At 48.6% G+C, this 12,255-nt stretch carries 11 protein-coding genes; 9 read left to right on the top strand and 2 right to left on the bottom strand.

Going from position 1 to position 12,255, the window contains the following annotated elements; all coding sequences use genetic code 11:
* Positions 1-125: 125 nt before the first annotated feature.
* Entirely contained in the window at positions 126-614 is a 489-nt protein-coding gene (locus AB1690_01950) for a DUF6265 family protein (protein MEW6014063.1), read from the top strand.
* A 12-nt stretch (positions 615-626) separates the two neighbouring features.
* Here the strand turns inward: AB1690_01950 and AB1690_01945 are convergent, their stop codons facing one another.
* Together AB1690_01945 and AB1690_01940 are read right to left on the bottom strand one after the other, a co-directional pair.
* Positions 627-2,576, bottom strand: a complete 1,950-nt coding sequence (locus AB1690_01945; GenBank protein MEW6014062.1) for a peptide-N-glycosidase F-related protein — start codon at positions 2,574-2,576, stop codon at positions 627-629.
* A 9-nt stretch (positions 2,577-2,585) separates the two neighbouring features.
* Positions 2,586-3,791 carry an aminotransferase class V-fold PLP-dependent enzyme gene (locus AB1690_01940; protein MEW6014061.1) on the bottom strand — a complete coding sequence of 402 codons (1,206 nt, stop codon included), beginning with the start codon at positions 3,789-3,791 and terminating at the stop codon, positions 2,586-2,588.
* Positions 3,792-3,964: 173 nt separating this feature from the next.
* On the opposite strand from AB1690_01940, the gene AB1690_01935 reads away from it, so the two are divergent.
* From AB1690_01935 to AB1690_01900, 8 genes are all read left to right on the top strand, one after another.
* Positions 3,965-4,609 carry an NAD(P)-binding domain-containing protein gene (locus AB1690_01935; protein ID MEW6014060.1) on the top strand — a complete coding sequence of 215 codons (645 nt, stop codon included), beginning with the start codon at positions 3,965-3,967 and terminating at the stop codon, positions 4,607-4,609.
* A gap of 106 nt (positions 4,610-4,715) precedes the next feature.
* Positions 4,716-6,575, top strand: coding sequence for an aspartyl protease family protein (locus AB1690_01930; GenBank protein ID MEW6014059.1), 1,860 nt, complete (start codon positions 4,716-4,718; stop codon positions 6,573-6,575).
* Between the two features lie 108 nt (positions 6,576-6,683).
* Entirely contained in the window at positions 6,684-7,031 is a 348-nt protein-coding gene (locus AB1690_01925; GenBank protein MEW6014058.1) for a cupin domain-containing protein, read from the top strand.
* A gap of 287 nt (positions 7,032-7,318) precedes the next feature.
* Positions 7,319-8,170, top strand: coding sequence for a bifunctional methionine sulfoxide reductase B/A protein (locus AB1690_01920; GenBank protein ID MEW6014057.1), 852 nt, complete (start codon positions 7,319-7,321; stop codon positions 8,168-8,170).
* A 291-nt stretch (positions 8,171-8,461) separates the two neighbouring features.
* Positions 8,462-9,211 carry a class I SAM-dependent methyltransferase gene (locus tag AB1690_01915; GenBank protein ID MEW6014056.1) on the top strand — a complete coding sequence of 250 codons (750 nt, stop codon included), beginning with the start codon at positions 8,462-8,464 and terminating at the stop codon, positions 9,209-9,211.
* Between the two features lie 453 nt (positions 9,212-9,664).
* Positions 9,665-10,762 (top strand): ankyrin repeat domain-containing protein, encoded by a 1,098-nt coding sequence (locus AB1690_01910; GenBank protein ID MEW6014055.1) that lies wholly within the window; start codon positions 9,665-9,667, stop codon positions 10,760-10,762.
* Positions 10,763-11,099: 337 nt separating this feature from the next.
* Positions 11,100-11,450 (top strand): DUF2200 domain-containing protein, encoded by a 351-nt coding sequence (locus AB1690_01905; protein ID MEW6014054.1) that lies wholly within the window; start codon positions 11,100-11,102, stop codon positions 11,448-11,450.
* Positions 11,451-11,858: 408 nt separating this feature from the next.
* Positions 11,859-12,255 (top strand): SgcJ/EcaC family oxidoreductase (locus AB1690_01900; GenBank protein ID MEW6014053.1); only part of this gene is annotated, 397 nt, incomplete at its 3' end.

The raw sequence follows: 12,255 nt of genomic DNA, 5'->3' as shown, positions 1-12,255 counted from the left end.
CTTGCTATCGTTATGATATTATAATGATATCATCGGATTGTCAAGGAAAATCTTTACCTTTATCCACAAAATTGTATATTTTATTGATATATAAGCAATTACAATAAATGAAAACGGAGGATTTCATGGCTCAGCCATCTCTTTTCTGGCTTCTTCTGTTCGTCTTAACCGCAGCCGCTGTAACTGGAGGTGCTCTCGCCCCCGCTGAACAACTGGCGACAATGACCTGGATGGAGGGTAAATGGACCGGACTATTCGGCGGCAATCGGTTTGAAGCGACCTACTCTTCGCCCGAAGGCGGGGCGATACTTTCGATGAATAAGGAGTTTCTTGAGGGACACCCCTGCTACGTCGAATTCGAACGATTTGGGTACGATGACACCGGAGCATTTCTTATCCCGTACCCCGGCGGCAGGCCGAAAGATATCAAATTCCGCCTGATTGGGTACGACCCTGCTGTCAGGCGGGCATCGTTTCAGAACAGAGAGAATGATTGGCCAACGGATATCATCTATGAAAGGGTCAGTGAGGACTCTTTATTTATCACTCTGAGCGGACCTGCCAAAGATAGTGACAGCGCGAAAACGATGCAGCTGCGGCTGGGAAAGAAGTAAACCTGGACTTTCTTAAGTTCGCTTAAGCCTGACCCGTCGTACGGTGGTATTTGACTCGGTGAGTACTTTCACAAAGTAAATCCCCTCCGGCTCGGAAGATATATCGAGCGGAAGGAAGGCTTCTTTGACAGCTTTGTAATCGCGGCGAAAAACTATCTTACTGCTGTCTTCACTCCAGATTTCCAAGCGGAAATCAGATTTCTCATTGAAGAAGATATCGAGGTTGAACTTACCGGAATTGCGCGCCGGGAAAGGGGTAACCAGAGGAAGGGTATCCTCCGGGGGCATCGGAGGAGGGTTCTCTTGTACCAGGAAGGAGAAGTTTATCTCGCTTCCAAAATCAGATAAGAACGATTTCAGAAGCCTCCCCTGCATATCAAGGAGCCTGACAAAGCCATAGCCCCCTTCGGGATTGAACCAGAAATCGAGCCCATCGCCGGCAGTGTCGCCGAAAAGAAAATTATAACATCCCGGCGCCAAATGCAGGGTATCATAGTATATTCTCGCCGAGTTCAATGTCCCCAGTTTTCTCTCTGCGATAACTTCTCCCGGCTCATCGCTTAATCGATAAAAATTATGACTGGAATCCTGATTGGCGCGAAAATTTAGTATAAAATCAGTTCCCAGCAATGGAACCGCCGTAGCAGCGGTAATTGCCGAATTATCCGGCAGGTATTCATCCGTCTGACCGTTGGGCATATCAAGTCTTATGAGATAGTCACGTTTTTCCCCACGCGGTACGATAGTGCCGGGGAGCGTTATCTCCACTGATTTCTGGGGTGTCAAATTCCCGCTCCAGTTATATACGGAAGTCTCTTCCCCAATAAATCCATATGTCACGGCAAATGATGTAATCTTCTCGCTTCCGTTGTTCCTGACTATTATCCGCGGATTAGCGCAGACCGGATTCCGGCGGGAGTATTCATCCCGGTCGTTCGGAGCAATCAGCTCTTCCAGCGTAATGTCGTACCGCGCCGACGGCGGCGCGTAATAGAACAGGTAGGAGTAGATATAGAAATTGGCGGTTGGATTTTTGGGATTCAGGTACGGCTCCATATCGATATTGACTCTAATCAAAGTATCCCCCAGAATCGGATAGTCATAAATATCGGGATACGCCAGCGCCCCGGGGCACCAACCGGCGCGGTCAAAAATCCAGGTGCCAGCCTGAGGATAGAGCGGATTCTCGCCGCATTCGCGCCAGATAAATCTTTCATTAATGAGAGAATCTCCGATGTAGAGCCGCCGGTATTTGCGGCAGAATTCGGCGCAGTTTTCCTGCGCATCCATTCCGTGACCGGTCTGCAGAATCCGCACACGGGCGAGGGCGGCGTCATATTTATTCACTAATGAAACCGGTGAAAGAAAGTTTTCGATAGGGCGGGCGGAGTCGCCATAAGGGAACGAGCCGCACCAGAGGGTATCGAAACCGAGACATTTCATCGCCGGAGGACCTTCCGTTATTTCAAAGTCGAGGGTAACTACCCACCCCCGGTCATCATTTTTCTCATACCCGGTATGATTGAATTCAATTTCGACCGAATCATGCAGCAGAATTCCGAAATCGGTAATATCGGTTTGCCAGTCAAATTGCCAGTCCGGTCCAAAACGCCATCCATAAGGAGATATCATCCGGGCGATTTCTATCTTGCCGGTGTCGGCATCCTGTGAGCCGCGGCGGCGGATAAAGATATTATCGATATAGTCCCATTCGCCGCAGTGAAGAGAATCGGGGCACTGGTAGCGGATATGCAGAAAGACTTTGCGGTATTCGATTGCCGTCGAGGGGAAAAGCGCCCAGGAACGATACGGGTTGTAACCGCGCGAGGGGTCGGTGACTACTTTCATGCGGTCATGCGAGACTATATGAGTAATGTCTCCATCAGCGGCGACGGCGGCGGCAGAAAGGAGAATGCCTGTTATCAAATAGTTAATGAGGCGGAGAATTATGAAATTCCGCATCCCCGGGAATCAGCAGCTTGGTTTACGGTTGGTGATAGCGGGCGATATCTCCTTCTTGCGGGCGGCGGCAATCTCGCGGACCGCCGCAACGGCATGCTCGATATCGCCATCAGTAGTGAACGGTCCCAGGCCAAAGCGGACCGCCCCTTTGACGGCGTCGGTGCCGAGCTGCTCATGGACAAGAGGAGCGCAATGAAGCCCGGTGCGACAGGCGATGTTATAATCTACGTCAAGCATGGTGCCGGTGTCGGAGGCTTCAAGTCCCTCGATATTGAACGACAGCACACCGATATGGTCGGTCAAATCCTCCTGGCAATAGAGAATCACTCCGTCAATTTCGCGCAAGCCATCACGCAGTTTTTTGAGCAAAAGGTCTTCCTGATGAGCGATATTCAGGAGCCCTTTCTTTTCAATCCACTCGACACCGGCTTTCAGTCCGGCGATACCCATCAGGTTGCCGGTGCCATATTCGAGGCGATAGGGATATTCATCGAGATGCCCCCGAAGGGCGGAGCGAACTCCGGTGCCGCCGGCGCGGGTGTGACGGATATTAACACCGTCGCGGACATATAGCCCGCCGATACCCATAGGACCCATAAGCGATTTATGACCGGTGAAAGCGAGGATATCGATATTCATTTTTTGCATATCGATAGGAAGTTTCCCGGCAGTTTGGGAGGCATCAATAAGAAAAGTAACTCCCCGTTCGCGGCAGATTGCGCCGATTTCTTTGACAGGTTGAACGGTACCGATGACATTGGAGCCATGATTGACCGCAACCAGACGAGTATTCTTTCTGATTTTGCGCCCGATATCGTCAGGGTCGACAAATCCTTTCCGGTCAAAAGGGATATAATCGACTTCAACTTTATGGTCGCGCCAGCAATGATATAAGGGGCGAAGGACAGAGTTGTGCTCAATGGTAGTGCTGATGGCATGGTCGCCTTCTTTAAGAGAGCCGAAGATGGCGAGATTTAGGGCATCGGTGGCGTTATAAGAGAAAACCAGGCGATTATGGTCGAGGCCGCCGTTGAAAAAGCGAGTCAAGAGACGGCGCGTGTCATCGACAATGTTGCCGGCATAAATACAGAGGTCGTAACCGGAACGACCGGGATTGACGCCGTAATTGCGGTAGGCATGGTCCATCGCGCGATAGACCTCCTCCGGCTTTGGAAAGGTAGTAGCCCCGTTATCAAGATAAATCAATTTGTCCATTAAGATAATCTCATGCTGGCGGTCATAATTTCTGTAATTATAACATTATTACCTTACAAGTCAAGAGGTTGGGAGCAGACGAATATCCGAACATTAGCCGCAATAAAGTTGTTTAGGAATTAATTCATCAAAGCAGAAAATCATTTTGTTGAGAGAAACAGAAAGGAAAAGCAATGAAAGTTGGAATTTTAGGCTCGGGAATGGTAGGACAGTCGCTGGCGCGGGGGTTCGCCGGTCTGGGATACGATGTCAAGGTGGGGACTCGCGACATATCCAAGCTTGAGAAATGGCAGAAGGAACTAAATTCGCCAAAAGTCTCACTCGGTTCTTTCGCCGAGGCGGCATCATTCGGGGAGGCGCTGGTTCTTGCCACGCATGGCGTAACAACTCTGGCAGCGATCGATATGGCGGGCAAAGAGAAATTTGGCGGGAAAATGGTCATTGACGCCACCAATCCGCTTGACTTCTCGAAAGGGGTACCGCCGAGATTTGCGGCGGAGCTGGGGAATTCGCTGGGGGAGCAGATACAGAGATTTATTCCGCAAGCGAAACTGGTCAAGGCGTTCAATACGGTAAATGCCTTAACGATGATAAATGCTCATCTGGAGGAAGGACGTCCCGACCTCTTTATCGCCGGCAATGATGACTCCGCCAAGAAATGGGTGGAAGAATTAGCGCAGAAATGGGGATGGAATTCCTGCGTCGATATCGGAGGTATCGCCGAATCGTTCTGGCTGGAGGCTTTTGCGATGCTCTGGATTATCTATGGATTCAAGAACAATAATTGGACACACGCCTTCAAACTGCTGAAGAAGTAAGGCGGCAATATCAATCGGCTGTGGCGGTTCATTATCAAATCATATTGCGGTGAAACATAATCGGCGACTCCACGTTAATTTCTGTGTAATCGAAAGGAGTAAGGTGATGAATCGCGTTGTCAAATCTTTCTGGATAACCGGACTATGTCTGGTTGTTGCCGTTTCCGCTTATTCGCAGACCGGGCTGACTGACCCGTATGAGATACTGAACAAACATATCGAAATGAACGGCGGACTGGAGCGTCTTAAAGCGGAGCGTTCGCAGTATATGGAGGGAACGCTGGCGGTGGCCGGTCTCAGCGGGACCATTAAAATCTGGACAAAGAAACCGGACCTCTCCCGCGCCGATGTTGACCTGGGAATATTGAAGCAGTTTCAGGGAAGCAATCCTGAATTCGACTGGGTGCTTGACTCCAACGGGAAACTTCAGAAAATAACCACTTTTGATGAGCCGACGCTGAAGCGAAAAGAACTGAAGAAACGAATGGCGGAGCTGGAATACCTTAACCCGCAATCGGAAATTTTCAAGGTTTCATATGACGGAATGGCTGATGTCGAGGGCAAAAAATGCTATGCCATCAAAATTGCCAACGCTCTCAACAGCGATATCTACACCAGTTTCATAAATGCCGAAAATTTTATGCTGGAGAAGACCAGCGCCAAAGAAGGGGAAGACGGGACCGATTCCTATTATGGCGACTACCGCGAAATCGAGGGGCTGAAAGTTGCCTTCAAGATAAAGGAAATCCAGCATCTGACCGGTCAAACTCAGGAGATTACAATCAGCGAGTATCGCTCAAACCCCGAGATTGAGCCATCCCAGTTCTATCCTCCGGGAGAATCACGCAAAGACTACCGCTTTACCAATGGCGTCAACGCGGAAAATATCCCCTTCCGTCTATCCGGGAATCATCTCTATATCCCGGTTACAGTCAACTGCAAAGAGCGGTACTGGATACTGGACACCGGGGCGGGGATGTCGGTCATCAGCAAAGAGTTCGCAGAAGAGCTGGGATTGGAACTCAAAGGGGATATGAAAGGAAAGGGCGCCGGCGGCTCCGTTGACATTTCATTCGCCACGCTTCCTTCGCTGAGTCTTCGAGGTATTGAATTCGACCAGCAGACAGTCGCTGCAATCGATATGACAGAACTAAACCGCCTAATCGACATCGAAAGCGCCGGCATTCTCGGATTTGACTTTCTCTCGCGATTTGTGACCAAGGTGGACTATGCCGCGCAGCTGGTCTCTTTCTATGACCCGGAGACGTTCAAATACGAGGGACCGGGCGCGGAACTGCCTCTCTATTTCAAGAACAGTGTTTTTATGGTGTCGGCAAATCTCGACAATGAACACTCCGGCTCGTGGCTGTTTGATCTGGGGGCATCAAATACGTCGCTTGACGGCGGCTACGCGCTAAGAAAAGGGTTCACAAACCGCACCGGGGTAGAGCGACTGGGACGAGGCGCCGGGCAGGAGTATCGGTCCAAAGTGGTCAGATGCAAGAGCCTGGAACTGGGTGGATTTGTTATTGATAATCCGATAATCGGAACTGAGATTTCCAAAGTCGATACCGCCCATGTCTCCGACGAGATTGGGACCTTGGGAAATACCACCTTCCGGCATTTTGTAATTTATTGCGATTATCACCGGGAAAAAGTGATACTGGAAAAAGGCGCCAATTTCAACAAGGAGTATCCGGTGGATCGCTCCGGGCTTCAGTTAAAACGCGGCTCCGGGAAAAATATCGAGGTTCTCTTTGTCGCCGGCGGGACACCCGCAGAAAAAGCGGGATTCCAAACCGCCGATATCATAAAATCTATCAACGGCATCAGGATGGAACAGCTGGGTGAACTGAGTCAATTGCGGCTGCTCCTTTCCGAGAAAGCCGGAACAGAATATAGTTTTGCGGTGGAGCGCGGCGGGAAGGAACTGCGACTGAAACTGAAACTGGAGAATCTTCTCTGAGTAACCCCGCCGCCGGAATGCGGCGCCAACCCGGTTATAAATACTTTCTGCCTGAACGGCTTGCGATTACGCCGGCTGCTTCGTAGATTTATGAAAAAGGAGAACGAAATGCCGGTTCGCAAGTTCAGTGAAATAGAAGAGACTGAAGTGAGTTCAGGGGACGTGCTGGGGGTCACCAAAAAAGTCCCGATAGGAATTAAAGAGGGCTGGGAAGGATACACCCTCAGAGTATTCAGGATTACCCCGGGAGGTCATACCCCAAAACATCAGCACGACTGGGAGCATGTCAACTATGTCATTTCAGGGAAAGGACGTCTGATGATAGACGGCGTCATGCATGAAGTGGCGGAGAAAGATTTCGCTCTGGTGCCGCCCAATAAGATTCATCAGTTCCAGAATCCGTACGACAGAGATTTTGAATTTATCTGTATCGTTCCCAACCGCGGAGAGTACTGATTCTCTATAGACAGGGAACGCTTTTTCTTTGCGAGCCTTGAACTTCGGGGGTAATTGAACCGCTTAATCTGACAATCGCAAGAGTTTGGCGGAACATTTCCGGGGATAATTTTGTCTTCATCTGATAGAGGGACAGACGATTAAAATTCCTGGCATCTACACCCGTAGAGAAATAGAGGTGTCCAGCAATGAAAACCGGCAGAATGCTTCAGATGATTCTGGGAGTGATGGCTATAGTCAGCATCGTATTTATGTTGAGGTCAGAAGGAACCTCGGAGGAAAAAAAGATGACATTGAATAAATTGACTCCCGAAGAAGAGCGGGTAATAATTCACAAGGGGACCGAGACGCCGTTTACCGGCGAATATTATAAGCATAAGGAAGCCGGAACATATACTTGCAAACAGTGCGGAGCGCCCCTTTACCGCAGCAGCGACAAATTCGATTCCGGCTGCGGCTGGCCGAGTTTCGATGACGAAATCCCGGGAGCGGTGAAGCGGACGACCGACGCCGACGGGATGCGGACGGAAATCACCTGCGCCAAATGCGGGGGACATCTGGGGCATGTCTTTGAAGGAGAAAGGTTCACCGAAAAAAATGTCCGTCACTGCGTCAATTCGATTTCGCTCAATTTCGTACCGGCATCTCAGGAGGTCAAAACCGAGAAAGCATATTTTGCCGGTGGTTGCTTCTGGGGCACCGAGTATCTTCTGGAGCAGGTCGAAGGGGTAATTTCAACCCGGGTCGGCTATATGGGAGGAAAAACCAGGAATCCTACCTATAAAGAGGTCTGCTATGAAAACACCGGGCATGCCGAGGCGGTTGAAGTGGTTTTCGACCCGACCAAGACCGATTATGAGAAACTGGCGCGATATTTCTTTGAAATTCATGACCCAACGCAGCTGAACAGGCAGGGACCTGATGTCGGCGACCAGTATCGCTCGGCGGTTTTTTATGTCGATGAAACTCAAAAACAGATTGCCGAGAAATTGATAAAGATTCTGAAAGACAAAGGGTACAAAGTGGTCACCGAAGTGACCAAGGCCGGCGAGTTTTTCGAAGCGGAGAAATATCATCAGGATTATTACAACTACACCGGCAAGGAGCCATACTGCCATTTCTATCAGAAGCGATTCTGATGTTTTGAAAAGAGAGAGAAGAAGAGACGAATAAGTCTGCCGCTCATTTTGCGGGCTTCTGGTACATTCGGTATGCTCAGCGGTAGAGATATGGCGAGAGTTTGAGATTGGGTGGGGCGGGCAGATTAAAATTTAGACTCTTTGGCAAGTATGTCAAAGGGTTCCTTGTGTACAGGGCATAGTACCGTTTGTAGCGCCTCGCGGAATCCGGAACCATTCGGGAGTTAATTCCCGATTGACAAAATGGTTCTCAATGTCTTGATTTATATTTCAATACAAAACGGAGTGACTTTGGATACCTGGAAGTTCTATAATATCACGCATAAAAAGCACCTCGTCTGCAATCCGACAAGCGAGGCCAAACTGGCACACCTTGTCAGAATTCTGGACCTTCCGAAAGGGGCCGAAGTGGTCGATATCGCCTGCGGCAAAGGAGAGTTTCTGATTCGACTGGCTGAGGAATATGAAGTCAGAGGGGTGGGAGTAGATATTTCTCCCTACTGCATTGAAGATTGCAGAAAGAAGGCCGCCGAGAGAGTGTCCGGAGCTGATATCAAATTCACTGAGATGGACGGCGCCGAGTTCAGGCCTGAACAACCTGCAAGTCTGCATCTGGCGTCTTGCATCGGGGCGAGCTGGGTGTTCAAAAACCACAGTGAAACGGTAAGAAAATTGAAAAGTTGGGTTATCCCGGGCGGCCTGGTAGTCGTTGGGGAGCCATTCTGGCTCCATGAACCAGCACAGGAATATCTGGAGGCATCAGGCCTTAAGAGAGAGAGCTTCGGAACCCATGCCGATAACGTCAAGGTTGGAGAGAAGCAGGGGCTGAAACTTGTTTATACTATTGTCAGCGACAAGAATGACTGGGATCAATACGAAGGGCTGCAGTGGTTGGCGGCCGACGAATACGCCCGTCAGAATCCCAACGACCCGGACATAACCGAACTCTTGAACCGAGTGATGTCGGACAAGAACAACTATCTCAAGTGGGGCAGAGATATTATAGGGTGGGCGATTTATATTTTCAGAAGTGATGAATGAGGCAACCGAGCGGGCCCAGTATTCATTATCTCAATATTCTCCAATACGTTCTGTCAAGAATAGCATAATTTGATAGCACTTTGAAGGTTCACTGTACAAATGATTGGGGGGAGTGAGGGCGGGGGTGCCAGCAAAGTAAGCTGCTGTGGTACAAGTAATTTCATGCTTTTGACTTATTAAATGCTCAGAACTCGTTTCACCAATCAGATTTATGATAAGAATTCGTGCAAGCGTAATGAGGTTGCTAATTGGAATCGTTTATATTAGCTTTTATTGATCCCTAGCCGAGTTAATTTTTAGTGTGCAAATGCGTTCACTCAATCAATGCCGATTCGGGTATGGGAGTTTAGCCGCAATTCTGTGCCGGAAAATTGTAATAGGAAATTTCGTAATCATCTTCAGCTGGCCAAAGAAAGGTTTGTGCATATGCGATTTTTTAGGAATCTCTTCAGAGTGATAATTGAATCATATTCAAATACCCATTCTCTGAATTGGATTGAAGCCTCTGAAAATCCTTGGGGCAGTAAATTATTAGATTTACGACCTATCACACAGAAAGTGCTCTCCTGGTCCGATGACCCCCAAATGGCGGCGAATGTAATTTCCTTTAGTTCGGATGATGGGACTTCATATATCAATCAAGAGCCTGAATCAGGCATTGAGATGACGGCCGATATATCTTTCAATGTTGATCCGATTCTTGCACCGGGAGTACTATTTCTTCCGCGAGCAATGGAAAATAAATGGGCGATATTCTACCATCAAAACAAGATCATTTTCGTTCGCAGTTGGTTAAGAAAGGTAGTTGCGACCGCTGACTCCACCCAACAAAATGGTCGGCTCCATATCCATAAGATTAAAGGACAACTTTGTGATGAAAATGAACCGGAATTCATACGAGCAATCGCAAGATATCTGCTGATTAGTCATGCTATTGGTGAAATATTTCCCGCACCACTCCCCAAAGTTCTCTCCTCGGACCAGAAGGCTGCTAGCTTATGGGCATTATCTTTATACGGTAATATGGCTAAAGTCGGGACTTTCACCTCAAATCTTAAGGGTTGGACTGAATCACCTTTGCGCTCCCTTTCTCTTCTGCACATCGCCACTGCTAGAAATGAATTGGATAAAATTGACTTACAAGTTGAAAATGGCATCCCTATTGATATTCTCGCTGCAGACGGCCTTGCGCCGCTCCATTGGTCTCTAGAATCAGAAGGTACACAAGCAATGCAACATCTGCTTAAATTAGGGGCGGACTTGGATGTCAGGTCACTCCAAGGTGCAACACCTATGATGAATGCCGTGCAATCAAAGAAGATTCAACATTTGAACTTATTGATTTCCTCTGGTGCAGATGTCAACGCCCGAGATAATAGGGGCTTTACATCTATACATCGCGCAGCTGAAATGGGGCACTTAGAAATTGTTGAGTTATTATTGAAGAGTGGAGCTGATCCCAATATTTCAGCAGAGGGTCAAACTCCTCTTTCACTTGCAGAGATGAGGGGGGAGAGAAAAATTGTGGGTTTGCTTCGGGAATATAGATAGAACGCAGCTTATTATGTCCCGCAGGTCGCTTAATAGAGCTGCGAGAATAGACTGCGGGGCAACGAACGCGATGTCATTTGGGGCCCGTTCATTGGGGGCTGATTTCTTCTGCTATGTTGTCAACTGCAAAAGAAGAAGCGAAAAGTTTCAAGCATTGCATAGTCAACTCTGCATTGATTTTTATGACCCCGCCGGGTGGCGCGATTTTTTTATTGGAGGACTACCTGTGAACCCTTGCATTCGTAATATATCTGGTCTAGGAAACCGATGCAAAAGGGGGGAGCCGGTTCAAACGACAGCGCTGCTAATCGAACTGTGATAAAGAGGAGGAATTATAATGGATAACCAAAGGGTCTTTGCGATGAAATTTGCGAGTGTATATCCGATGTACGTTCAAAAAGCGGAACGGAAAAATCGCACGAAAGAGGAAGTTGACCGGATAATCTGCTGGCTGACCGGATATGATAAGGCGGGATTGCGGAAACAGATCGACCAGGGAAATGACTTTGCGACCTTCTTTGCGCAGGCTCCCGCGCTTCATCCGAAGAGTTCGCTTATTAAGGGGGTTGTCTGTGGCGTGCGGGTAGAAGAAATCAAAGACCCGCTAATGCAGAAAATTCGGTACTTGGACAAACTGATTGATGAACTCGCTAAAGGGAGAGCAATGGAGAAAATTCTGCGGCAATAGTTTGTCTTGCCACGATTAGCTACGGCGACCAGTGGGGCTGTCATGCCCGCTTATAATCCAGTCTGGACGGCTTCGTATTGTGCCAGCGACTCGCTAAGAAGGTGCCATGTGTGACACCCCGGCATGGCGCGCTCGAAACCGATGGGGTGAAAGCATTAGGCATTTCCCTATTGGCATGTTTTTCAAAGGACTCCGCTGATTGTAGAGTAACTTGATTCAATTCAAAAGGCAAATTGTACAGAAGCCAGGGGAGAGCAAGGTCGATGCTGCTTTGTAGCATCTTGTTGAAACACAATTAGTAACCTATCCTTCCTGTCAATCAGGTTTCTTAACACTTCTGGAACTACGACTCAACGGTCCCCTTTAGTGCACTTTCCCATTGAGTAATCCCTGTGGAATGGCTATCATATGGCAAATGGTAATATGACTCATAACAGAAAGGGGTTTGCGATGCATAAACTCGTCGTCGCCGTATTGCTTGGCGGGATATTACTTGTTGCTTCAGGTTCTGCTTTCGGTCAAGAATCAGCTGAAGAAGCAATCAAAAAACGTATTATGCAATATGAAGCAGCCAGCAACGCGGGCAGGGCAGACAGCATGGCGGCCATTTATGCGGTCGATGGCACTCATACTTTTGCAAACGGCGTAACTCTCCGCGGGCGTGCCGAAATCGCAATTGGTCTTAAGGAGCAGTATGCCGGAATGCTTAAGGGCACGCAGATGGCAATCACCCCGCTTCAGATTCGCCTGCTATCAGCTGATGTAGCCGTTGAGGAGGCGTCTTTCGTAATTTTTGGTTTGAAAG

The sequence above is a fragment of the Candidatus Zixiibacteriota bacterium genome (assembly GCA_040753495.1).
Lineage (GTDB): Bacteria > Zixibacteria > MSB-5A5 > GN15 > PGXB01 > DYGG01.
Note: the sequence above shows the minus strand (reverse complement) of the source record. Positions and strands in the feature narration are given on the sequence as shown.

Excerpts from the sequence above, each read along its gene's own strand:
- AB1690_01950 (MEW6014063.1), top strand. The coding sequence starts at position 126 with ATGGCTCAGCCATCTCTTTTCTGGCTTCTTCTGTTCGTCTTAACCGCA.
- AB1690_01945 (MEW6014062.1), bottom strand. The coding sequence starts at position 2,576 with ATGCGGAATTTCATAATTCTCCGCCTCATTAACTATTTGATAACAGGC.
- AB1690_01940 (MEW6014061.1), bottom strand. The coding sequence starts at position 3,791 with ATGGACAAATTGATTTATCTTGATAACGGGGCTACTACCTTTCCAAAG.
- AB1690_01935 (MEW6014060.1), top strand. The coding sequence starts at position 3,965 with ATGAAAGTTGGAATTTTAGGCTCGGGAATGGTAGGACAGTCGCTGGCG.
- AB1690_01930 (MEW6014059.1), top strand. The coding sequence starts at position 4,716 with ATGAATCGCGTTGTCAAATCTTTCTGGATAACCGGACTATGTCTGGTT.
- AB1690_01925 (MEW6014058.1), top strand. The coding sequence starts at position 6,684 with ATGCCGGTTCGCAAGTTCAGTGAAATAGAAGAGACTGAAGTGAGTTCA.
- AB1690_01920 (MEW6014057.1), top strand. The coding sequence starts at position 7,319 with ATGACATTGAATAAATTGACTCCCGAAGAAGAGCGGGTAATAATTCAC.
- AB1690_01905 (MEW6014054.1), top strand. The coding sequence starts at position 11,100 with ATGGATAACCAAAGGGTCTTTGCGATGAAATTTGCGAGTGTATATCCG.